This window comes from Cupriavidus sp. PET2-C1, assembly GCF_054515855.1.
Genome location: NZ_CM137260.1, coordinates 2788066 through 2810329 on the forward strand (window position 1 = coordinate 2788066; position 22264 = coordinate 2810329).

The 22264-nt window shown below is 64.7% G+C and carries 17 protein-coding genes; 8 read left to right on the forward strand and 9 right to left on the reverse strand.

Translation table 11 applies throughout. From position 1 onward, the window contains the following. Positions 1 to 23: 23 nt before the first annotated feature. The 5 genes from ACX12D_RS32425 to ACX12D_RS32445 all read right to left on the reverse strand — a co-directional run bounded on the left by ACX12D_RS32425 (position 24) and on the right by ACX12D_RS32445 (position 4721). Positions 24 to 1196 (reverse strand): ABC transporter substrate-binding protein, encoded by a 1173-nt coding sequence (locus tag ACX12D_RS32425; protein ID WP_459375068.1) that lies wholly within the window; start codon positions 1194 to 1196, stop codon positions 24 to 26. A 151-nt stretch (positions 1197 to 1347) separates the two neighbouring features. After that, the gene (locus tag ACX12D_RS32430) at positions 1348 to 2055 is read right to left on the reverse strand and encodes an ABC transporter ATP-binding protein (protein ID WP_459375069.1); all 708 of its coding nucleotides are present in this window, start codon (positions 2053 to 2055) and stop codon (positions 1348 to 1350) included. Beyond that, entirely contained in the window at positions 2042 to 2806 is a 765-nt protein-coding gene (locus tag ACX12D_RS32435) for an ABC transporter ATP-binding protein (protein ID WP_459375070.1), read from the reverse strand. Before ACX12D_RS32435 ends, ACX12D_RS32430 begins: the two co-directional genes overlap by 14 nt. Continuing rightward, positions 2799 to 3845, reverse strand: a complete 1047-nt coding sequence (locus ACX12D_RS32440; protein WP_459375071.1) for a branched-chain amino acid ABC transporter permease — start codon at positions 3843 to 3845, stop codon at positions 2799 to 2801. The genes ACX12D_RS32435 and ACX12D_RS32440 overlap by 8 nt, the downstream gene beginning before the upstream one ends. 12 nt (positions 3846 to 3857) lie before the next feature. Further along, on the reverse strand, positions 3858 to 4721 hold the full coding sequence (locus tag ACX12D_RS32445; protein ID WP_441639506.1) for a branched-chain amino acid ABC transporter permease: 864 nt from the start codon (positions 4719 to 4721) through the stop codon (positions 3858 to 3860). 437 nt (positions 4722 to 5158) lie between these two features. On the opposite strand from ACX12D_RS32445, the gene ACX12D_RS32450 reads away from it, so the two are divergent. The 4 genes from ACX12D_RS32450 (at position 5159) to ACX12D_RS32465 (ending at position 9542) form a co-directional block, all read left to right on the forward strand. After that, entirely contained in the window at positions 5159 to 6052 is an 894-nt protein-coding gene (locus ACX12D_RS32450; RefSeq protein WP_441639505.1) for an IclR family transcriptional regulator, read from the forward strand. Between the two features lie 106 nt (positions 6053 to 6158). Continuing rightward, positions 6159 to 6971 (forward strand): SDR family oxidoreductase, encoded by an 813-nt coding sequence (locus tag ACX12D_RS32455; protein ID WP_459375072.1) that lies wholly within the window; start codon positions 6159 to 6161, stop codon positions 6969 to 6971. A 161-nt stretch (positions 6972 to 7132) separates the two neighbouring features. Next, positions 7133 to 8107 (forward strand): Bug family tripartite tricarboxylate transporter substrate binding protein, encoded by a 975-nt coding sequence (locus tag ACX12D_RS32460; protein WP_441639503.1) that lies wholly within the window; start codon positions 7133 to 7135, stop codon positions 8105 to 8107. A 262-nt stretch (positions 8108 to 8369) separates the two neighbouring features. Next, a complete protein-coding gene (locus tag ACX12D_RS32465) occupies positions 8370 to 9542 on the forward strand; it encodes an integrase core domain-containing protein (RefSeq protein ID WP_459372795.1) in 1173 nt (390 codons plus the stop codon). A gap of 818 nt (positions 9543 to 10360) precedes the next feature. Here ACX12D_RS32465 and ACX12D_RS32470 read toward each other — a convergent pair. Beyond that, entirely contained in the window at positions 10361 to 11761 is a 1401-nt protein-coding gene (locus ACX12D_RS32470; RefSeq protein ID WP_459375073.1) for an MFS transporter, read from the reverse strand. 280 nt (positions 11762 to 12041) lie between these two features. Here ACX12D_RS32470 and ACX12D_RS32475 point away from each other — a divergent pair, with 280 nt between their 5' ends. The 4 genes from ACX12D_RS32475 (at position 12042) to ACX12D_RS32490 (ending at position 17712) form a co-directional block, all read left to right on the forward strand. After that, positions 12042 to 13586, forward strand: a complete 1545-nt coding sequence (locus tag ACX12D_RS32475) for a pyridoxal phosphate-dependent decarboxylase family protein (protein ID WP_459375074.1) — start codon at positions 12042 to 12044, stop codon at positions 13584 to 13586. Beyond that, positions 13583 to 14860, forward strand: a complete 1278-nt coding sequence (locus ACX12D_RS32480) for an ATP-grasp domain-containing protein (protein WP_459375075.1) — start codon at positions 13583 to 13585, stop codon at positions 14858 to 14860. Before ACX12D_RS32475 ends, ACX12D_RS32480 begins: the two co-directional genes overlap by 4 nt. Further along, positions 14838 to 16421, forward strand: a complete 1584-nt coding sequence (locus ACX12D_RS32485; protein WP_459375076.1) for a hypothetical protein — start codon at positions 14838 to 14840, stop codon at positions 16419 to 16421. The genes ACX12D_RS32480 and ACX12D_RS32485 overlap by 23 nt, the downstream gene beginning before the upstream one ends. 340 nt (positions 16422 to 16761) lie before the next feature. Next, positions 16762 to 17712, forward strand: coding sequence for an IS110 family transposase (locus tag ACX12D_RS32490; protein ID WP_459371816.1), 951 nt, complete (start codon positions 16762 to 16764; stop codon positions 17710 to 17712). 117 nt (positions 17713 to 17829) lie between these two features. Here ACX12D_RS32490 and ACX12D_RS32495 read toward each other — a convergent pair whose 3' ends face one another. From ACX12D_RS32495 to ACX12D_RS32505, 3 genes are all read right to left on the reverse strand, one after another. Then, positions 17830 to 19818 carry an alkyl/aryl-sulfatase gene (locus ACX12D_RS32495; RefSeq protein WP_459375077.1) on the reverse strand — a complete coding sequence of 663 codons (1989 nt, stop codon included), beginning with the start codon at positions 19816 to 19818 and terminating at the stop codon, positions 17830 to 17832. Between the two features lie 49 nt (positions 19819 to 19867). Next, entirely contained in the window at positions 19868 to 20851 is a 984-nt protein-coding gene (locus tag ACX12D_RS32500) for a transporter (RefSeq protein WP_459375078.1), read from the reverse strand. 381 nt (positions 20852 to 21232) lie between these two features. Continuing rightward, entirely contained in the window at positions 21233 to 22072 is an 840-nt protein-coding gene (locus tag ACX12D_RS32505; protein ID WP_459375079.1) for a tetratricopeptide repeat protein, read from the reverse strand. Between the last annotated feature and the right edge of the window lie 192 nt (positions 22073 to 22264).

Genomic DNA, 22264 nt, shown 5'->3' on the forward strand with positions numbered 1-22264 from the left:
GCTGCGTGGCCGGCCTGGCTGGCTTACTTAGCCAGTTCCGACAGGCGCACCGGTGCGATCTTGCCGTTCTGCACCCAGCCCACCACGGTGTCGGCAACGGTGCCGCCCTTGGCGTCGATGCTCTCGATCTCGTTCGGGTTGGCATCCTTGGCCAGCGTCTTCACCGCCTCCGGCATCCTGGCCCGGATCGCGGCCACGTCGCTGGTGGTGCCGGCCAGTTTCATGGCGCCGGCCAGCGCGTAGACCATGGTGTAGTTGAGCGACATCTCGGTGGTGGCGTCGCGCCCGTCATGCAGCTTCTTGTATTTGCTGTTGTAGGTTTGCGCGGCCGGGCGGGCGTCGTTGGCCAGCGGCATCACGCCGATGGAGCCTTCGAGCATGGCCAGGCCGTTGGTGACCTTGGCCATTTCATCCAGCTTGGCCTGGTCCATCACGATGAAGCCGCCCTTGAAACCCAGCTCGCGCGCCTGCTTGACCACCAGCGCGGTCGGCTCGGACGGGCCGCCTACAAACATCACGTCGGGCTTGTCGGCCAGCACGCGTGACACGCCGCTGTAGAAGTCGGTAGCCTTGGTGTAGGACATCGGGTTGTTGGCCACCACCTTGCCGCCCGCGCCTTCCCAGGCCGGCACAAATGCCTGCACCCAGGCCTTGGCGTAATCGTGGTCGGCCGGGGCCAGCGCTACGTTCTTGCCATAGCGCTTCATCTGCGCCTTGATGAAGGGATCGATATAGCCGGTGTAGGACGGCGGGATGCGGATGGTCAGCTTGTTGCCGGTGTCCGTGATGCGCGGCACGCTGGAGTAGGCCATCACCAGGAATTTCTCCTGCTCGTTGAACGCCTGCAGCGCAAAGATGCCGCCCGAATGCGGCACGAACACGGCGGGTGTCTTGTACTGCTGCACCAGGCGGCGCGCATTGATGGCGGCCTCGGCGGGCGCGTACTTGTCATCCAGCGACACCACTTCCAGCTTCACCTTCTTGCCCTTGACTTCAAGGCCCGAAGCATTGATCTCGTCCACCGCCATCTGGATGCCGGACAGCACGTTCTTGCCGTACAGCGCGGCCCCGCCCGACAGCGGGCCGGTATAGCCCAGCTTGACGACTTCCTGCGCCATGGCCGCACCCGAGGCCATCAGCGCGGCCACGGCAGTGGCGGCGAGGGGGAACAAGCGGCGGATCATCTTGGTCTGCATTTGGCTGTCTCCTGTTGTGTTTGCACTGCGTTCGTTCTTGCCTGCTGGTTCTGGTTTTGGTTCTGGTTTTGCTCCCCTCTCCCGCTTGCGGGAGAGGGGGCGGGGGAGAGGGAGTAACTGCCGTTGTCAATTCAAACGGCTTTGGCGCGTCCTATCCTCCGATATACGCCTTCCGAATCCCTTCGTCCTTGAGCAGCGTGTCGCGGTCGCCTTGCATCACGATGCGGCCGCTCTCGATCACATACGCGCGGTGGGCGATGCCTAGCGCCGCGTAGGCGTTCTGCTCGGCCAGCAGCACCGTGGTGCCCGCGCGGTTGATGCGCTGGATCACCTCGAACATCTGCTTGACCACCAGTGGCGCCAGGCCCAGCGATGGTTCGTCGAGCAGCAGCGTGCGCGGGCGCCCCATCAGCGCGCGGCCGAGCGCCACCATCTGCTGCTGTCCGCCGGACAGCGAGCCGGCCGGATCGTCTTTTTTCTGCCGCAGGATCGGGAACATCTCGAAGACTTCTTCCAGCGAGCGCTTGATGCCGGCGGAGTCGCGGCGGTGCACGTAGGCGCCCAGCGTCAGGTTCTTCTGCACGCTCATGGCGGGAAACAGCTTGCGCCCCTCGGGGCAGTGCACCAGCCCCGCCTGCACGATCTGCGAGGGCTTCATGCCGGACAGCTCGCGGCCGTCAAAGCGCATGCTGCCGCCGCTGGTGCGGTGGATGCCGCTGAGCGCCATGAAGATCGAGCTCTTGCCGGCCCCGTTGGCGCCCAGCAGCACCACCAGCTCGCCGGCCGCGGCGTTCAGCGTGATGTTGTCGAGCGCGCGGAAGCTCCCGTACGAAAGCGAAACGCGTTCAAGCTGCAACATGGTCGGCTCCCAGATAGGCTTCGATGACCTGCGGGTCTTGCTGTATCTGCGCGGGCGACCCTTCGGCGATCTTCTCGCCGTAGTTGAGCACCATGATCTTGTCGGCCAGCCGCATGATCATGTCCATCTTGTGTTCGATCAGGCAGACCGTCTTGCCGTGGCGGACCATCTTGCGGATCAGTTCGGCCAGGCCCACGGTCTCCTCGGGGTTCACGCCGCCGGCGGGCTCGTCAAGCAATAGCAGTTCGGCATCGGTGGCCAGTGCCAGCGCAAAGGCCACGCGCTTGCGCTCTTCCTGGGTGATGTCCGCCGCCACTTCATGCGCGAGGTGCGCCAGGCCCACGAAGTCGAGCGCTTCCTCGGCCTTGGCGCGGCACAGCCGTTCTTCCTCGCGCAGCCGGCGCGTGTTGAAGATCACGTCGGCCAGCCCCGCTTGCGTGCGCAGCCGGTGGCCCACGATCAGGTTGTCCAGCACGGTGGCGCGGTCGAACAGGTGCGTGGCCTGGAAGGTGCGGGCCACGCCGAGCCGGGCGATCTGGTCGGCGCGCAGGCCGGCCACGTCCCGGCCCTTGAGCAGGATCTGCCCGGAGCTGGGCGCATGGGTGCCGGCGATCAGGTTGAAGAAGGTGGTCTTGCCCGCGCCGTTGGGGCCGATGATGGCGTTGATATGGCCCGTCTCGAAGGTGATCGAGACATCGTGCACGGCGCTCAGGCCGCCGAACTTCTTGGTCAGGTTGCGAATCTCAAGCATGGTCGGCCCCAGCGTTCGTGGCGGTTGCATTCGGGTTGCCGGCGACGGGCGCGCCGGCCTGCTGCGCGCGGCTCGTGCCGCCGCGGCGTGCGGCGGCGCCGCGGCGCGCCTGGCGCTTGGCCCACGAGCCCACGATGCCGTCCGGCACGAAAATGATCAGCAGCACCAGCACCGGCCCGAACACCAGCATGCGGTAGTCCTGCAGGAACTGCAGCGTCTGCGTGACCCACGGCACCAGCACCGCGCCCAGCAGCGGCCCCAGCAGCGTGCCGGTGCCGCCCACCAGCATCGCCATCACCATCTCGAAGGTCAGGTCGGTGCGCGCGATGTCCGGCCCGAGAAAGCGCACCTGGCCCGCGTACAGCGCGCCGGCAAAGCCGGCATAGCCCACCGACAGCACGAACGACAGCACCTTGGTGCGCATCAGGTTGATGCCGAGCGCCTCCGCCAGCGCGTCGCTGTTGCGCACGGCCATGAAGCTGCGGCCCAGCAGCGAAGTGACGATGCGGTGCATCAGGAAGGTGCCCGCCACCAGGAAGAACAGCACCAGGTAGTACTGCGCCTGCACGTTGTCGAACGCGAGCGGGCCCACCGAGGCCGGCACCGCGATGCCGATCAGGCCCACGGTGCCGTGCGTCAGGCTTTCCCACTTCTCGATCAGCAGGTAGATGATGTAGCCGATGCACAGCGTGAAGATCGAGAAGTAATGGCCTTTGAGCCGCAGCGATACCACGCCGACGAAGTAGCCCACCACCATGCACACCACGCCGGACAGGACGAACGCCGCCCAGAACGGCACCTGGTGATCCACCGTGAGAATGCCCAGCGTGTAGGCGCCGATGGCCATGAAGCCGCCGTGCGCCAGGTTGAGCTGGCCGGTATAGCCCGTGATCAGGTTCAGCCCCAGCGTGGCGATGGCGTAGATGAAGGCCAGCGTCATCACCGTCAGGTAGTAGCTGTTGGGCGTGACCAGCGGGAACGCGATGGCCAGCGCCAGCAACAGGGCCCAGCCGGTCTTGCCTTGCAGTGTCTTTGTCATGGTGTGCGCTCCTTATGCGGCCTTGCCGGCAAACAGGCCTTGGGGCCGGATCGACAGGATGAGCACCAGCAGCGCAAAGGCGATGATGTCCTTGTAGTCCGTCGAGACGTAGAAGCCGCCGAAGCTCTCGGCCATGCCGATGATCAGCCCGCCCACGATGGCGCCGGGAATGCTGCCCATGCCGCCGAGGATGATGATGACGAAGGCCTTGGTGATGACCAGGTTGCCCATGCTCGGGTAGACCAGGTTGATCGGCGCGTAGAGCGTGGCCGCAATGGCGGCGAGCGCGCCGGAGATGGCAAACACCAGCAGCGTGACACGCGTGGCGTCGATGCCCACCAGCGCCGCGCCCTCGCGGTTCTGCGCCATCGCGACGATGGTGGAGCCGGTCACCGTGCGCGTGAGGAACAGGTGCAGCAGCACCATCAGCCCGAAGGCCGCGGCGATGATCAGCAGCCGTTGCGCCGGCGCGGTCAGGCCCATCACTTCCACCATCTGGCCGTAAGGCGTGGGCATGCGATGGAAGTCCGCGCCCCACATTGCCTGCGCGCCGGCTTCGAGGAACAGCATGATGCCGATGGCGGCGATCATGTCGTGCAGCTCCGGCGCATTGCGCAGCGGATGGAACACCAGCCGGTCGGCCAGCATCGACAGCGCCGCCACGGCGATGGCGGCGGCGCCCATCGCCAGCCAGTAGTTCACGCCCAGCGACGTCATCAAGTAGTACGAGACGTAGGCGCCTGCCATGTAGAAGGCGCCATGCGCGAAGTTGGGCACGTGCAGGATGCCGTAGACCAGCGTCAGGCCCAACGCGACCAGGCTATATACGCCGCCCAGCGTCAGGCCGTTGAGGACTTGTTGAAGAAACAATGTCACGGGCTTACCTCATGCGACTTTTCGAATCACGAACGAAGGCACGCAAGCCGGGCTGCGGGCTGCGTGGAAATGGCGGCGCCGCGCAAAAAACGATGCGGGGGCCACTTGGTCAGGGGGGCGTGAGTCAGCCGCGGGGCGGTGCGGCCTGGTGAATGGCGTGATGCATGCTTGGTCTCCTGTGCGATGCGGAATGGCCTGCCGTGCAGGCCCCGGGTGCGGTGTCGTCGTGTACCGTGAAGCGCTACGCATGTCCGCGTAGGTATGTTCCAGCACGATCGTTCGTTTTCATTGACTGTTGCATACGGCCTGAGGCACAGTCAAGAAATACGGAATAGTCTTCCGCACAGCGAAATAGCCGGCTTACCTCCGGCCCGCCCCCGCCAAAGGCGGCCACAGGTCTGCTTCCCGCACCCAGTAGCCAAGCGTTATCGCCACGTATGAAGCGCACCTCGTCGATCCCGCTCTCGCCTGCCTCCTCCGCTTCCCTGCCCGGCGGCGCGCATGCCGCGGCCGTGCGCGCCGCCGATGCGCCGCGCGACGGCACGGAACCAGACATCGACCGTGACGATCGCAATTTCGTCACCGCGCTGGCGCGTGGGCTGGACCTGCTGCGCGCCTTCGGCCCGCACGACGACTACCTTGGCAACGCGGAGCTGGCGCGGCGCACCGGCATCCCGCGCCCCACGGTTTCACGCCTGACCTACACGCTCACCAGCCTGGGCTACCTGATCTATTCCGCGTCGCTGGAAAAGTACCGGCTCGGCCAGGGCGCGATGGTGCTTGGCCAGCGTTACCTCGCCGGCTCGGGCATCCGCGAGATCGCGCAGCCGCTGATGCAGTCGCTGGCGTTCGCCACCGATTGCACGGTGGCGCTTGCCACATCGGACCGCCATGAGATGGTGTACCTGGAAGTCTGCCAGCCGCGCGGCGCGCTGGTGATGCGGCTGGCGCCCGGCTCGCGCCTGCCCACCGCTACCTCCGCCATCGGCCGCGCCTGGCTGGCCGGGCTGGAGCCGGAGCGGCGCGCCGCCGTGCTGGCCGACCTGGAGCGCCACTACGGCGCGCGCTGGCCCGCGATCCGCATCAAGCTCGAGCGCGCGCTGCGCGACTACGCCAAGCGCGGCTTCTGCCTGGCCCACGCGGAGTGGGACCGCACGGTCAGCGGCGCGGCCGCGCCCGTGGTGCTTGAAGGCGGCGCGGAAGTGCTGGCCATCAACATCGGCGGCGCGGCCACGCGGCTGACGCCGGAAATCCTCGACGGCAATCTCGGCCCGCGCATCCGCGAGCTGGCCGAAGCGCTGCAGAGCCGCCTGTGGCAGGGGCGCGGATAGCAGCGCCATGCGCGCCATCGATGCCATCGCCACGTATCGCTTTCTCACGGCCCCAGGGCCACACATCTAGCTGGCAATACAGACATAGCAAACAAAGGAGACAAAGATGGAGATTCGCAACAAGACCGTCGTGGTGACGGGTGCCGCCACCGGCATCGGGCGCGCGCTGGCGCTGGCGTTTGCCGCCGGCGGCGCGCGCGGCGTGGCCGTGGCCGACCTGGATGGCAAGGGTGCGCAAGCGGTGGCCGAGGAAGTGGCCAAGGCCAGCCCGGGCTGCCAGGTGTTCGCGCAGCAAACCGACGTGGCCGATGCCGCCGCCGTGCAGGCGCTGGCCGATGCGGCCACGCAACGCTTCGGCCAGATCGATGTGTTCTGCTCCAACGCCGGCATCATCCTGCGCAAGGGCCTGGATGCCAGCGCCGAGGAATGGCAGCGCATCTGGGAGATCAACGTCATGGCCCACATCCACGCCTCGCGCGCGGTGCTGCCGCAGATGCTGGCGCGCGGCGATGGCTATTTCGTCAATACCGTGTCCGCCGCCGGCCTGCTGTCGCAGATCGGCTCGGCACCCTATGCCGTGACCAAGCACGCCGCCATCGGTTTTGCCGAGTGGCTGTCGATCACCTACGGCGATCGCGGCATCAAGGTCAGCTGCATCTGCCCGCAGGGCGTGCAGACGCGCATGCTGTTCGGCGAGGATGGCGATCGCAAGGGCTTCCTGCAGGCCGGCTCGGTCACGCCCGAGCACGTGGCACAGGTCACGCTGGAAGGCGTGAAGGACGAGCGCTTCCTGATCCTGCCGCATCCCGAAGTGCTCGAGTATTACCAGCGCAAAGGACAAGATTACGATCGTTGGCTAAAGGGAATGCGCCGGCTGCACGATAAAGTGATGGCGGAGTTCGGCGGCACGGTGGTTTAAGCGTGGCGTGAAACCCCGCGTAACAGTCAGTTGAGTCACCGCTGCCGGCGGACAGGCGCAAGGCTTTGCCTTTTTACCTTTCTGCCTTTTTGCCCCTTTGCACCGGCAGCGTGCAAGATCAGTCCAACACCAGAATAAAACCGATCATCGGGAGACACCCCATGCGTTGCAAACCTTTCGCAGCCGCCGTCCTGGCCACATGCGCCGCCTTCGCCGTGCCCTCGGCCCAGGCCGACACCTATCCCTCCAAGCCCATCCGGATGGTGGTGGGCTTTCCCAGCGGCGGCGCGCCCGACATCCTGGCGCGCATCTTCTCCGAAAAAATCTCGCCCTCGTGGGGCCAGCCCGTGGTGGTGGACAACAAGCCCGGCGCAGGCGGCAACATCGGCGCCGAGGCCGTCGCGCATGCCGCGCCGGATGGCTACACGCTGGCGCTGGGCACGGTCGGCACGCACTCCATCAACGGCGCGCTCTACAGCAAGATGCCATACGACATGGTCAAGGATTTCACGCCGGTGATCCTGGTCGCGTCCACGCCCAACGTGCTGGTGGTCAATCCTTCCGTGCCGGCCAAGAACGTGGCGGAACTGATCGCGCTGGCCAAGTCCAAGCCGGGCGCCCTGACTTTCGGCACGCCGGGCATCGGCACCTCGCCGCATGTGGCGGGCGAGATGTTCAACTCCCTGGCCGGGGTCAAGCTCACCCACGTGCCCTACAAGGGCCGCGCCATGGCCATTCCCGATCTGCTCGGCGGCCATATCAGCATGATGTTCGACAACCTGCCGTCGGCGTTGCCGGTGATCAAGGAGGGCAAGGTGCGGGCGCTTGGCGTGACCAGCGCGAAGCGCTCGCACTCGGCGCCGGATATACCCACGCTGGCAGAGCAAGGGCTGCCCGGGTTTGATGCGGACTCGTGGTTTGCGATCTTCGCACCGGCGAATACGCCCAAGGATGTGATCGCCAAGCTGAACACCGAGCTCAACCGGATTTACCAGCTTCCCGATGTGCAAGCCAAGCTCAAGACCTTGGGGCTGGATCCGATTCTTGGTACGCCGGAGAAGTTGGCGGGTTATCAGAAGGTTGAGATCGCCAAGTGGGCGAAGGTGGTGAGGGATTCGGGGGCTAAGGCGGAATAGAGGTGTTGGTTTTTGGACCCAGGGGCCATACGACATCGTCCTGCGGGGTTGGTCGGTATTTTTTTGATCGGCGATGGCTTTTGCACCCAAGTGCCATACGACATCCCCCTGCGGGGGCTGCCGGTCACTCTTCTTTGCGTCGGCAAAGAAGACTAACGAGAAGAAAGCCGAGGTACGACTCACTCACATAGGTGACACTTGAGTTCAAGCACATAGGTGACAGTTTTCTACCCTGCATGGGCGAGCCTGGAAGGAGACGCCCATGCCCTGGAGCGAGCTGAGACCCATGGACCAACGAATTCTGTTCATCGCCGATCATCTGCGGCAGCTCGAGAGCGTCAGCGCCCTGTGCGAGCGTTATGGCATTAGCCGGAAGACCGGCTATAAGTGGATAGAACGGTACGACAGCGAAGGGCTGGAAGGCCTCGCCGAGCGCGGGCGCAATCGGCATTGCCAGGAGCGGTTGCCGGATGGGATTCGCCAGGCGATTCTGGAGCTGCGCACGCAGGGCGGCCTGGAGCAGGGCCCGAAGAAGATCCAGAAGCTGCTGGAAGGGCGTTTTGGCGCCGAGGCCGTGCCGTCGCGCACGACCATCTACAACGTGCTGAAGCAGGCTGGACGAATTGTCTCGCGGCGCGTGCGCCGCCGGGTGATGCCGCACGGCGGGGTGCTGAGGTCGGCGCACGAGCCCAACGGGCTGTGGAGCGCGGACTTCAAGGGGCAGTTTCTGACCGGGGATGGGCAGTGGTGCTATCCGCTGACGGTGATGGATCATGCGAGCCGTTATCTGCTGAGCTGCCAGGGCCTGCGCGGTACGCAGCTGGTGCCGACGCAGGCGGTGTTCGAGCGGTTGTTTCGCCGCTATGGGTTACCGGACCGGCTGCGCACGGACAACGGCGTGCCCTTTGCGAGCATCGGCTGTGGCGGGCTGTCGCGGCTGTCGATCTGGTGGCTGAAGCTGGGGATCATGCCGGAGCGCATAGCCCGCGGGCATCCGGAGCAGAATGGGCGGCACGAGCGGATGCATGGCACGCTCAAGCGCGCCACGGCCCAACCGCCTGCCACTACGTTGCGGGCACAGCAGCGGCGGATGGACGAGTTCCAACGTTTCTACAACGAGCAAAGGCCGCATGAAGCGCTGAACCAGAGCACACCGCAGAGCCGCTATGTGGAGTCAGGCCGAGCGTATCCAAAGCGGCTGATGCCAATGGAGTATGCGAGCTACGTCGAGCCCCACAAGGTGACGAGTGGTGGTTTGATCTACAAGGCTGGCAAGATCATTTATGTGGGGCATTTGCTCTATGGCGAAACGGTCGGACTGGAAGCAATAGGCGAAGGATTGTGGCGTGTCTACTTCGGCCCAATGGCATTGGGCCAAGTCGATGAACGCCAGGCCAGAAAAGGCTATCTAACCCTCAAAGTGTTACCTATGTGAGTGAACTCGTTTGTTACCCATGTGGTTGACTCGTACACCGACCCTGCCGGGCGCAGAGCAATAAGGCTATCTGGGCCTCGGTGGTTGCGTCGTACGGCCCGGAGTGTTGGCTGGCGGATCCTACCGGCCCAGAGGACATCGCAATGGCATGACCCATGGGTTACGTGGTGCGGCCCCTGACCTCGTTTGCGGTGACCGTTCCCACATCTGCCGTTCGCGGCGCGAGGGGCTGCGCCGTTTCGGGTGTGGCTGGTTTCGTGGTTTTGTCTCGGAGGACGAGCACCGTGAGGTGCGAGCGCGGCCCTCGCGGACGGGCCACGGTGCCCACCACGAAACCAGAGGGGGCGATAGCAAGGTGCCGCCCGCGCCGGTACGGCAGGGCATCAAATACCCCGGTGCCAGCCGCCAGAGACAAAACCACGAAACCACCAAGACAGGCAGGATCGTGGCGCTACGCACCGCGAACGGCAGATGCCCGAACGCTCACCGAGCAAAGCGATCAGGGGCACCACCACGTGACCATTGGGTCATGCCATAGCGATGCCCTTCAAGTCGGTTGGACACGCCAGCCAACACTCCGGGCCGTACGACGCAACCACCGAGGCAAAAACAGCCTTATTGCTCTGCTCCCGGCAGGGCGGCTTTCTTTTCGTTAGTTTTCTTTGCCGGTCAAAGAAAAGTGACCGGCAGCCCCCGCAGGGGGATGTCGTATGGCCCTTGGGTGCAAACGCCATCGCCGATCAAAGAAATACCGACCAACCCCGCAGGGACGATGTCGTACGGCCCTTAGGGCCAAAAAACTACCGTCAATAAAAAAATCACAAATCCGCCTCAACCGGCACCCCCACCCGCACCGCAGGCCCACTCCCACTCCCACTCCGTAACCGGCTAAAACTAACCACAGCCCCCACCAGAGCCACCCCCGCGGCAACAAAAAGCGCCACCCGGGCCGCCCCGCTGGCATCAACACTAAACAACAACGCCACAACAGCTGTCCCGGTGGTCTGCCCCAGCAACCGCGTGGTAGCTTGCGCCCCGCTGGCGCCCCCGCTGCGCGCCGGCGGCGTAGCGCCAATCATCGCGCGATTGTTCGGTGACTGGAATAACCCGAATCCCAATCCGCACATGGCCATGCGCCAGCACACGGCAAAGCTGGACGCTTCCGGCCCAAGCGTCGCCAGGCCGATCAGCCCGCTCCCGAGCAAGGCCAGCCCGATGCCGGCCAGGATGCTGGCGGGATAGCGATCGGACAGGCGTCCCGAGATTGGCGCCATGATGGCCACCATCAGCGGCCACGGCGTGATCAGCAGCCCGGTCTCGTGCAGCGTGCGGCCAAGCTGGTATTCCAGGTAGAAGGGCAGCGCTACGAAGGCCAGCATCTGCGCCATGAACGAGCAGAAGGACGTGCCCACCGCCAGCGTGAAGGCGCGGCTGGCGAACAGGTCCACCGGCACCAGCGGCGCGTGCTTGCCGCGCTGCATGCGTACCAGCCACCATCCCAGCAACGCTGCCACCACCAGGCCGGCGGCGGCGGCGGGGCGCCATTGCGCGTGGCCCGCGCCGTCCACGCCCAGGATGAACAAGGCAAAGACCACGGCCGAGAGCAGCGCGCTGCGATAGTCGAAGCTGCGCGGCTGGGGCGGCGTCGCCGGCAGCGCGGTGCGGGCCAGCGCGAGCGCAAAGATCGCCACCGGCACGTTGATGGCGAACAGCCACGGCCAGCTCGCCACCGACAGGATCAGCGCGCCCACCGAGGGGCCCACGGCAATGGTGATGCCTACCACCAGCGCGTTCAGCCCGATGCCCCGGCCCAGCTTGGTGGGCGGATAGATAAAGCGCACCAGCGCCGTGTTCACGCTCATGATGCCGGCGCCGCCGATGCCCTGCAGCACCCGCGCGGCCACCAGCACCGGCAGGTTCGGCGACAGCGCGCACAGCAGCGAGCCCGCCAGGAATATCGCCAGGCCACCGCGGTACACGCGCTTGTAGCCAAGGATGTCGCCCAGCGAGGACAGCGGCAGCAGGCACACCGTGACGGTGAGCTGGTAGGCGTTGACCACCCAGATGGTGCTGGACGGGTCGGCCGCCAGCTCGCGCGAGATCGAGGGCAGCGCGATATTGGCGATCGAGCCATCGAGCACGGCCATGATCAGGCCGCAAAACACGGTGAGGATGGCCCAGGAGCGTTGGGGATAGGGTAGGCCTTGGTGTGGCTGCATGAGGGAGGGCGGCTGCTGAAGGAGTGGCGCGAGCAATACATTAGATGCTTGACGACACAATTATCGTCTCGTGGAGCGGCACTCGCAAATGATTGGAATGTGGTAAGGCAGCGCCGGCAGTGTTGTTTTTCGGTCGCAGAGAAATAGGGCGGAAAACCCGCCGTACTCAACCAAATGCCCGGCTGGCCCAGCGCTATGATCCCCGGCACGATGTCCCGGAAACCAGGTCGCGAACCGCACCTCCCTTGGGGACGCAGCGTTTTCCGGACCGCCATTAGCCATGTCAACACCAACCACCCAGGGCAGCTGGCAGCCAGTCCCCACCAGTCTCGATCCCGTCGACTGGAGCGCGCTGAGGGCGCAGGGGCACAGCATGCTCGACGATATGCTGGACCACCTCCAGGGCATCCGCGCCCGCCCGGTCTGGCAGCCGATTCCCGACGCGGTGCGCGCTAGCTTCCGCGAGCCGCTGCCCCGCGAGGGCAGCGGGCTGGACCAGGTGCATGAGACCTTCATGGACAGCATCCTGCCGTTTGCCGTGGGCAATGCGCATCCCGGCTTCATGGGCTGGGTGCACGGCGGTGGCACGCCGGTCGGGATGCTGGCGGAAATGTTGGCGGCCGGGCTCAATGCCAACCTGGGTGGGCGCGACCATATCCCGGTCGAGGTGGAGTGGCAGGTGCTGCGCTGGGTGATCGAGCTGTTCGGCTTTCCCGAGGATGCCAGCGGCTTGTTCCTGACCGGCTCCTCCATGGCCAACCTGTCCGGCGTGCTGGTCGCCCGGACCCGGGCGCTCGGCTCGGGGGTGCGGTCAACCGGCATGGCGCAGGCTTCGCGGCGCCTGACGGCTTACACCTCCACCCGGGCGCATGGCTGCATTGCCCAAGGCATGGACCTGGCCGGCCTCGGCAAGGACAATCTGCGCTCGATTCCCGTTGACGAGATGGGGCGCATGGATATGGCGTGCCTTGTCGCTGCCATTGCCGTCGATCGCGCTGCCGGCTTCCAGCCATTTCTCGTGGTGGGCACCGCCGGCACCGTGGATACCGGCGCCATCGACGACCTGGCCGAAATCGCGCAAATTGCCCGCCGGGAGCAACTGCATTTTCATGTCGACGGTGCCTTTGGCGCCCTGGCCATGCTGTGCCCCCAACTGGCGCCGCGCCTGCGCGGCATCGAGCAGGCGGACTCGATCGCCTTCGATTTTCACAAATGGCTGCAGGTCCCGTATGACGCCGGCTTCTTCGTGGTCCGCGACCGGCAATTGCACCTGCGCACCTTTGCCACGCACGAGGGCACGTACCTCAGCCGCGGCGAGCGCGGCATGGCGGCCGGCTCCCCCTGGCCCTGCGATTTCGGGCCGGACCTGTCGCGCGGCTTCCGCGCGCTGAAGACCTGGTTCACGATCAAGGTCTATGGCACCGAGCGGCTGGGCGGCATGATCGCCCACACCTGCACCCTGGCGCAGGAACTCGCGCGGCGCATCGAGTCCGAGCCGGAGCTTGAGCTGCTGGCGCCGGTATCGCTCAACATCGTTTGCTTCCACTTTATCGGTGCCGATGCCGATGCGAGCGGCGCCATCGAGCAGGTCAACCGCGATCTTGTTGTCGCCCTGCAGGAATCCGGCCTCGCCGCGCCCTCGTCGACTGTGCTCGACGGGCGCTTTGCGATCCGGGTTGCTTTGTTCAATCATCGCAGCGGGCCGCAGGATATCGATGTCCTGCTGAACGCCACTCTGGCGCTTGGCCGGTCGCTGAGCGCCAAATCACCCGTACCCGTACCCGTACCCGTACCCGTTCCCGAAGCCAGCGGCCTACCACAATGAACGCAATCCTTGATCCCGCCAACATGACGCCGGCCCCTGACACCCTGATCGGCCTGCGCCACCTGCTGCGCGCGGCCCATCAGAACGAGGACCTGCGCCCGCTCGGCGCCGAGCTGATCAACCACCTGCAGTCGCAGCCGGACGATGCCAACGCGTTGATGGATCTCTCGCTGGTCCTGCAGCTCATCGGCGATCACGCGCTGGCCATGACCATGCAGGCCGAGGCGCTGCAGGCGCGCCAGCTCTATCACTTGCCGACCCTGCGCAATGGCGAAGCCCGCCTGCGCGTGCTGGCCATCATGGTGTCGGGCGACCTGATGGCCAACACGCCGCTGGAGTGCTTGCTGGGCAACTCCGACGTGGCGCTCGATGCGCTCTACGTCACGCCGGAAAACCCGCTGCCGCAGGCCGTGCCGGAGCACGACGTGCTGTTCATCGCCGTGGGCGAATCCGACCGCACCCAGCCCGTGCTGGAGCACCTGCGCGCGCTGGCGGCAATCTGGCCGCGCCCGGTGCTGAACCAGCCGGATCGCCTGCAACAGCTCTCGCGGGACCGGGCGGCATCGTTGCTGGCCTCGGCGCCGGGCGTGTGCATGCCGCCGACGCTGCGCGTGGATCGCCAGGTACTGGCCGGCATCGCCAGCGGGCAGGCAGCGATCTCGTCGGTGCTGGGCGAGGGCGCTTTCCCGATCATCGTCAGGCCGCTCGGCTCGCATGCCGGCAAGGGCTTGGAGAAGATCGGCGACGCGGCCGAACTCACCGGCTACCTGGCGCAGACGGATGAGCCGGCTTTCTATGTCTCTTACTTCATCGATTACCGGAACGATGACGGCCAGTTCCGCAAATACCGGCTGGTGCTGATCGAAGGGCGCGCGTATGTGTGCCACGTCGGCATCTCCGAGCACTGGATGATCCACTATCTCAATGCCGGCATGGCCGAGAGCGCGGCCAAGCGGGACGAAGAAGCGGCCATCATGCGCGACTTCGACGACACCTTCGCGCTGCGCCACAAGGATGCCCTCGCTCTGATCCAGGAGCGGCTGGGCCTTGACTACGTGGGCCTGGATTGCGCCGAGACGCCGGATGGGGAGTTGCTGGTGTTCGAGGCCGATACGGCGATGGTGGTGCACGATATCGATCCGGTCGACCTCTTCCCGTACAAGCAGCCGCAGATGCACAAGATCTTCGCGGCGTTCCGGACCATGCTGATCAACGCAATCCAGGCCCATGCCGACCGCGTGGACGCGCACGATGCCGCTGCCATCGACGGCTGACCTGCTGGTCAGCGGCGGGGACCACCGCATCGCGCTGGATCCGGCGACCGGCCGCAACAAGTACGGTTGCCAGCCGCTCGCCTCAACGGGGCTGGTTCCCTTTGGCTCCTCCACGTCCTCGGGGATTTCTCCCGCCGCGTTCGCCGTGGTGGACGCGCTGCGCAACCGGCTAGCCGCGGCGCTGCCGCACCAGAGCGCGGCCGAGCTGTATTGCCGCGAGCTGGAACGGCTGCGCGGCGAGTTGCTGGCGCTGTGCGGCATTGGCGATGGGCTTGGCACCGGGCTTGTCTTTTCGGCTTCCGGCACCGATGTGCACCTGCTCGCGGCACGCGTTGCCGCGCGGGTGGCGGCCAATGGGGGCGGCAGCGATGCGGGCAATGCGGGCATTCCGGGCCGGCCCCTGGTGATCCTGGCCGGCGAAGCCGAGAGCGGCAGCGGCGTGGCCGCCGCACTCGCCGGGCGCCACTTCAGCACGTACAACGCACTGGGCCGTACCACCATCCCGGGCGAGTCCCTGAGCCAGGCCTGCGCCAGCGACGTCCTTGATGTGCCGATCCGCAACGCGGACGGCAGCTTGCGGGATGCGAGCGTGGTCGATGCGCAAATCGATGCGCTCGTCAGCCAGGCTGTGCAAGACGGGCGCCAGGTGCTGCTGGTGCTGATCGACGTCTCCAAGACCGGATGCATTGCGCCGAGCATTGCGTGCGTGACCGCGCTGCATCGCCGCTGGCCCTCGGCGGTGCAGGTCCTGGTCGACGCCTGCCAGTTCCGCATTGAGCCGGGTACGCTCCAGGCCTACCTGCGCAACGGCTGCATGGTGGCGCTGACCGGCTCCAAGTTTGTGACCGGGCCCTCGTTTTCCGGCGCCTTGCTGCTGCCAGCGGCAATCGGCAAGACGCTGCGCGAGCGCGGCGTTCCGGCGGAGCTGCGCCTGTATTCCGCGCGCGAGGAATGGCCGCAAGGCTGGGCAAGCGCGCAGGCGCTCGGTAGCTATGCGAACTTTGGCCTGCTGCTGCGCTGGCAGGCCGCGATCCACGAGCTGCGCGAATTCCTCGCGGTGCCGGCCGAGCAAGCCGCTGGCATTCTGCGGCGTTTTGCCAGTGCCATCCAGCAAAGGCTGGGCAGCGATCCCGCCTTTGCCGCGCTGGCGGTGCCGGCGCTGGACCGCACCGCGCTGAACACGCCATCCCACTGGGACGAGATCCGGACCATTCACCCCTTCCTGCTGTACCGGTGCCAGCCGGGAGGCGGCAGGGCTGCGCTCAGCCGGGAGGAGACGGCCGCCATCTTTCGCCGGGTCCAGGCGCCGGGGAGCGCCGACGCAGGCGTGGCCTACCAGCTTGGCCAGCCTGTGGACAGCGGCCACCGGGCAGGTGTCCCGGTCAGCGCCTTGCGGCTGTGCATGAGCGCCAGGCTGGTAGTCCAGGCAGCGCGGGACCTGGATCAGGAGCGGCATCTCATCGGCCAGGCGCTGGCATGCCTGGATATGGTTTCCGCCCTTGTGCACGCCCCCACGCGCGGCGCTGGCGTTGCGCCGGTGCTGGATACCGTTTTTTCATAAGGGTCATCCGATTTTCGTGCGGGTTGATTCATCGCTTGGCAAAATCCAGCACTGCTGTAGCTCCCCTCTCCCGCATGGCGGGAGAGGGGTTGGGGGAGAGGGCGGGCCTGCGCAAGAGCGAGGCGCATCACCTTGAGCGAGCGCCCACCCTCTCCCCCGGCCCCTTGTATGTCGGACAATATGTCCTGGAAGCCTCAGATCGATGGCCCCATGCCCTGGGCGAAAGCCCAAGTTCGAGGGAGAGCGAGGATCGAGGCTTCCATTTTTTGATAGCGTTTAGCCTAAGCCCGAACGGTTGGATGGCAGTACGCCGAATGGTCACAAGGATGGGATAAGCCGAATGGATATCAAGGTTGTAGGAATCGACGTTAGCAAGAACACGCTGGATCTGGACTCTTTGCCTGACAGCGCGAGCTTGCAGTTCATCAATGACGAAGCGGGTATCGCTTCGCTGCTGGCATACCTGGCCGAGCATAACGATGAAGGTCAAATCGATCGCATCGTGCTCGAGGCGACAGGCGGTTATGAAACCAGCGTCAGTATCGCGCTGGCCGGTGCCGGATTGCCGGTCGCGGTTGTCAACCCCAAGCAGGTGCGCGACTTCGCTAAAGCTTGCGGGATTCTGGCCAAGACCGACCGGCTCGATGCTCGCGTGCTGGCGCGTTTTGCCCAGCAGATCCGGCCGCCAGTGCGTCCGCTGCCCGATGAGGCGCAGCGCGAATTTGCTGACCTGTTGGATCGGCGCAGCCAGCTGGTGGTCATGCGGGCGCAAGAGAAGGCTCGTGTCGCCACTGCGCCGCCGCTTGCCATCAAGAGTCTGAAAGAGCATATCGAATGGTTGGACGCCCGCATCAAGTCGCTCGATATCGATATGACTCACAAGCTGCGCACCAGCGACGTATGGAAGCACAAAGTGGAATTGCTTGGCAGTGTCCCGGGCATTGGCAAAGTCAGCGTGTTCACCCTGCTGGGGCGACTGCCCGAGTTGGGTAAGCTCAACCGCCAGCAGATCGCAGCGCTGGTCGGCGTGGCGCCGTTTAACGACGACAGCGGCAAGCGCCGGGGACAACGCTACATCCGCGGCGGTCGAGCCGAGGTGCGCAATGTGCTGTACATGGCGACGGTAACAGCGATTCGTCATAACCCTGCCATCCGTAGTTTCTATGAGCGCCTGAGTCTTACCGGCAAGCCATTCAAGCTCGCCGTGACTGCCTGCATGCGCAAGCTGCTGACGGTCCTCAATACCATGGCGAAGACCGGTCAGCCGTGGGAAAACAAACTGCCCGCTTGACACGGTTGCTCTCCCATTTCATGGGAGAGGGGAGCAAACCAGCGTGTGGCTTCCCGCCACTTACCCACGCGAAAGTCTGAAGAACCTTTCATCAATACATTTGCGTTTCCTCTCGGATTACGGCGTCACGATATTGAAGTCAGGCTTGAATGTATCGAGCATGCCGGCGAGTTCGTCGAATTTCTCGCCAGCGCCTTCCACCTTTGCCCCTCCCGCTTGCGACAATTTGCTCAGTGTGGTCGCTCCGCCCAGCACGCTGGCCAGGCCGAGCTTGTTGGTTGTGATCGTGACATCCGCGTTGGGGAGCCGTTTCCCGACGGTATAGATCAGGACCGAATTGCGCAGCTCGATCGCGTACTGCTCGTTGGTCTGCGGATTGATCCAGTTGACATTGAGCGTCTTCCCGGCTGCTTTCTTCCCGTTCAGGCGGATGCCGGCGTAGTCCAGGATCATGTCGGCGGTCATCGCGTTCAGCGTATCCGCCGAGGCCACGCCGGAGCCCGCTAGCTTGACGGTGCCGTGCCGCAATTCCAGGGCGCCCATCAGGAACTCGTTGCGCCACGTGGGACTCTCGGTCTGGTAGGCGAGCTGCTCCAGCGCATCGGCGCCTAGTTCGCGCGCTTCCTTGTTATCCGGATCGGCAAAGACAACGTGGTTCATCACTTCGGCCACCCAGCGATAGTCGCCTTGCTTGAACGATTGCCGGGCCTTGTCGATGACGCTCTTCGCGCCGCCCATGAACGCCACGTAACGCACGGCTGCCTCGGTGGGCGGCAGCTTGTACAGGTTTGCGGGGTTGGAGTCGTACCAGCCGAGGTAACGCTGGTAGACCGCCTTGGCGTTGTGATTGACCGAGCCATAGTAGTCCCGGTTGTACCATTGCTTGCCAATGCTGTCGGGGAGTTTCAGCATCTCCGCGATTTCTACCGATGTGTAGCCCTGGTTGGCAAGATTCAGCGTCTGGTCGTGAAGGTATTTGAACATGTCACGCTGGTTCTCCAGGAACGGCACGATGGCGTCGCCCCAGGTCGGCCAATGGTGCTGGGCGATCACAGCCTTGGCGCGCACGCCATAGCGATTGGCCGCTTCGTTGACGGTCTTCCACCATTCCCTGGCATCGCGCACCTGGGCGCCGCGCAGCGTATAGAGGTTGTGGAGCGTGTGGGTGGCATCCTCGGCCATGTTGAGCACCTGGAACTGAGGGAGCCAGATCAGCATTTCCGCGGGCGCTTCGGTATTGGGCGCCATCAGGAACTCCATCTGCACACCGTCAATCGTGCGGGTCTCGCCGGTATTCTTCACCGAATCCGTGGGGGCGATCAAGGTGACCTCGCCAAGCGAGGTACTCTTGCCGAGTCCACCATCGACCTGGCCTTGTGGCCCGCGCGGCAGTAGCGACCCATACATATACGTGGCCCTACGGCTCATGGCGGTGCCGGCGTAGATGTTCTCGCTGACCGCTTCTTCCAGGAAGCCCTCGGGCGCCAGGATCTTTACCTTGCCAGCCTTTACGTCTGCCTCGTTCACGACGCCCTTGACGCCGCCATAGTGGTCCACGTGGCTGTGGGTGTAGATCACTGCCACGACGGGCTTGCGCGGCCGGTGCTGGTAATACAGGTCGAGGGCGGCTTTCGCGGTTTCCCTGCTGATCAACGGATCGATCAGGATCAGTCCGGTGTCGCCTTCGATAATCGTCATGTTTGACAGATCGAAGCCGCGTACCTGATAGACGCGGTCGACAACGGCAAACAGCCCGTTGAACATATTGAGCTGCGCCATACGGTACAGACTGGGATTGATGGTGTCGGGCGCCGTCTCGGCCTTGAGGAAATCGTACGCCGGCAAGTTCCAGGCAGCGTGCCTGCCATTCCCGGCTTGTATGACAAGGTTAGGCGTGGTGCCGATAAACCCGCGTTGGGCCGATTCGAAGTCGGTCCGGTCGTTGAACGGAAGCTCTTTAAGCACTGCCGCGTTGGCTTGCCGGGTCTGGTCCGTGGCAGGTTTGCCGGGCGCCGGGGCGGATTGCGCGCAAAGGAGTGCCGGGGTGCTCGCCAGGGCGAACGCCATCGCCAGCAGGCGTCGTGGGGGACCAAATCTGTTCTTCATGTTGATCGCTCTCTTTTGTTATGGGTATTCACGGCAAGGATGTCAACGACTACCACGCGTGGTTGTAGTTGATGGAAAGGACCTTCACGTCTGCGGCTCCTGCCGGCGTGCTGACGGTCTTGAGGAAGGAAACCGCCACGGCATCCGTAGGGGTGAAATTGAAACTTCCGCTGACGCCAAGCTTGAGCGTGTTCTGCGCATTGCCTTGCTTGACGCCGTTGATTCTGGTCTGGCCCCCGTTGCTATAGACCATGTCCACCGCCGCCCACAGCGCGCGGTTGAAGCTGTAGCTGTAGTGCGCTTCCAGCGTTCCTAATGGTGCTTGCTGCAGCTTTCCGCGACCATCAGGCTGGAAGTACTCGCCGTTCTCGGTGTAGAACGAGACATTGCCATTGACGGACAGCATCGACTTGCCAAAGGGGTAGTTGAATGCAAGCTGTGGCTTGACCACCCAACGATTTCCACCGAAGTTGACCGGTTTGTTCCGGTCATACTGCCCGATGGGGACGGTAAGGAAGACAGCCGAGGTGAGAAGCGTCTCTGGTGTGGCTCTTGCAAATGCCTCCCGAGTCAGTGCCGGCGCGCCAAACAGGTTGGCCGCGAGCACGACGGTCAGGTCGCCCGTGCCGTTCTTGCTGAACTCGCGCGACGCCAGCGGGGCAATGGGACTATCAATGTTGGCGCTCGCCCAGCTATAGGGCAGCAGGAACTGGATGCCGCCGGTCTTGCCCGCCACCGGAAAGGAATACGCATAACGGACCAGTGCCATGTTCATGGTGGCGTTGACCCCCTGCACGGGAAGGGTCGTGTCCAGCTGCGTGTTGGACTGAACATGGTTGTAGTAGAGATAGACCAGATTCGTGTCGATCGGGAGATTCATCCAGTCCCGTGCGCCATCGGCGGCCGCAATACCAGGCAGCAGGCCAAGCACCAACGCCGCGACCGATGGGTTCAACCGTACGGTGTCGAGATGGTATTGCCATGCAGGCCTGCGCGAAGCGCGTGCGCCCGTTAGGTTCTTGCTGCCTTTCATGGCTCGTTTTCCCAGCACGCGGCGTACGGAACGAACAGCCGGGGTAATGCTATTTCGCATGAATGCTCCCAATCTGATGCGAAGTGGAACTCAATCGGTGATCATCGGTGGATGACCGGCTGATTCAGGCGCGAGTGAAATGCAACCAGGGATGGCGATAGCGGAAGCAGGCACATCTTTTGAGTAAGCGTGACAGGGGCCAAAAGCCGGTTGGCTATGGCCCAGGGCAGTCGCTCATCAACGCGACTGAACGGATAGTCAGCAGTTGGAGCGAGTCGGAACCGCGGGCAGGCCTCGGGGGCGAACCCGTTGAACTTGCCAAGACGTTGATGCAGAAGCCATTCGACGATGGTCGATGGTCTCCCGCGGCTCATCGTCCGTTCAAGGCATCGTCGTCGTGAGGTCTTGTCCCACCTTCCACTCGCGCGCCAGCCGCTCGGACTCGGCCCGCTGTTTGGCGCTCAGTTCCGCGGCCATCCCGGTGCGCAGCGCCATGTCCTCCGAACCCGGCTTGGCCTCGCGGGTCGACAGCAGCACCCAGGCGTAGGCCAGCACCATGTTGCGCGCCACGCCGAAGCCATTCTCGTAGGCGGCCGCCAGGTTATTCTGGCCGGTGGCATGCCCTTGCATGGCGGACTTGCGCAGCCATTCCACACCTTCGCGCTTGTTGCTCAAGACCACGCCTTCGCCTTTGATCAACATGCCGCCCAGGTTCGCCTGCGCGTCCGCAAGGCCCTGCACGGCCGCCTTGCGCAGCCATTTGACCGTCTCGCGATCATCCACCGGCCCGCCTTCTCCAAAGTGGTACTGGAGCGCCAGGTTGTACTGGGCCGGCCCGTAGCCTTGCTCGGCCGCAAGGCGGAACCAGCGCCTCGCCTGCGCATAGTCCTTGGGCACGCCGTCGCCCGACGAATAGAGATTGCCAAGCTCATTGCGCGAATCCGCGTCGCCCTGCTCGGCGGCCTTGCGCAGCCAAGCCACGCCCGCCTTCATGTCCTCCTTGACGCAGGCGCCGCGGATATAGGCAATGCCCAGATGGCCCTGGGCCGCGGCCACGCCAGCTTTGGCGCGCGCTTGCAAGGTGGTGGTGGCGGGCACGCACTTGCCACCGATCATCGCCGCGTACAGGTCCTCGGCCTCTCCAGCCCAGGCGCTGCCCGCGGCCATGGATATGGCGGCGAGTCCGAGCGTCAAGGTACGGCGTGTGTTGTTGTGCTTCATTTCGGTTCTCGGTAAGACAGGGCGCCAGCTTACTGGCGGCACGTCGTCAATAGAATAGGACAAGTCCTAAAATGCAAGCGTCGGCCGCAATCGATCCCTTGGAGCGGAATCGACCGTGATGCCCGGGCCAGTCACTGCACCGACATCAATGCGCCCGGACGGCGGAATGGCTTTCAGAAGAACTACCTGGCG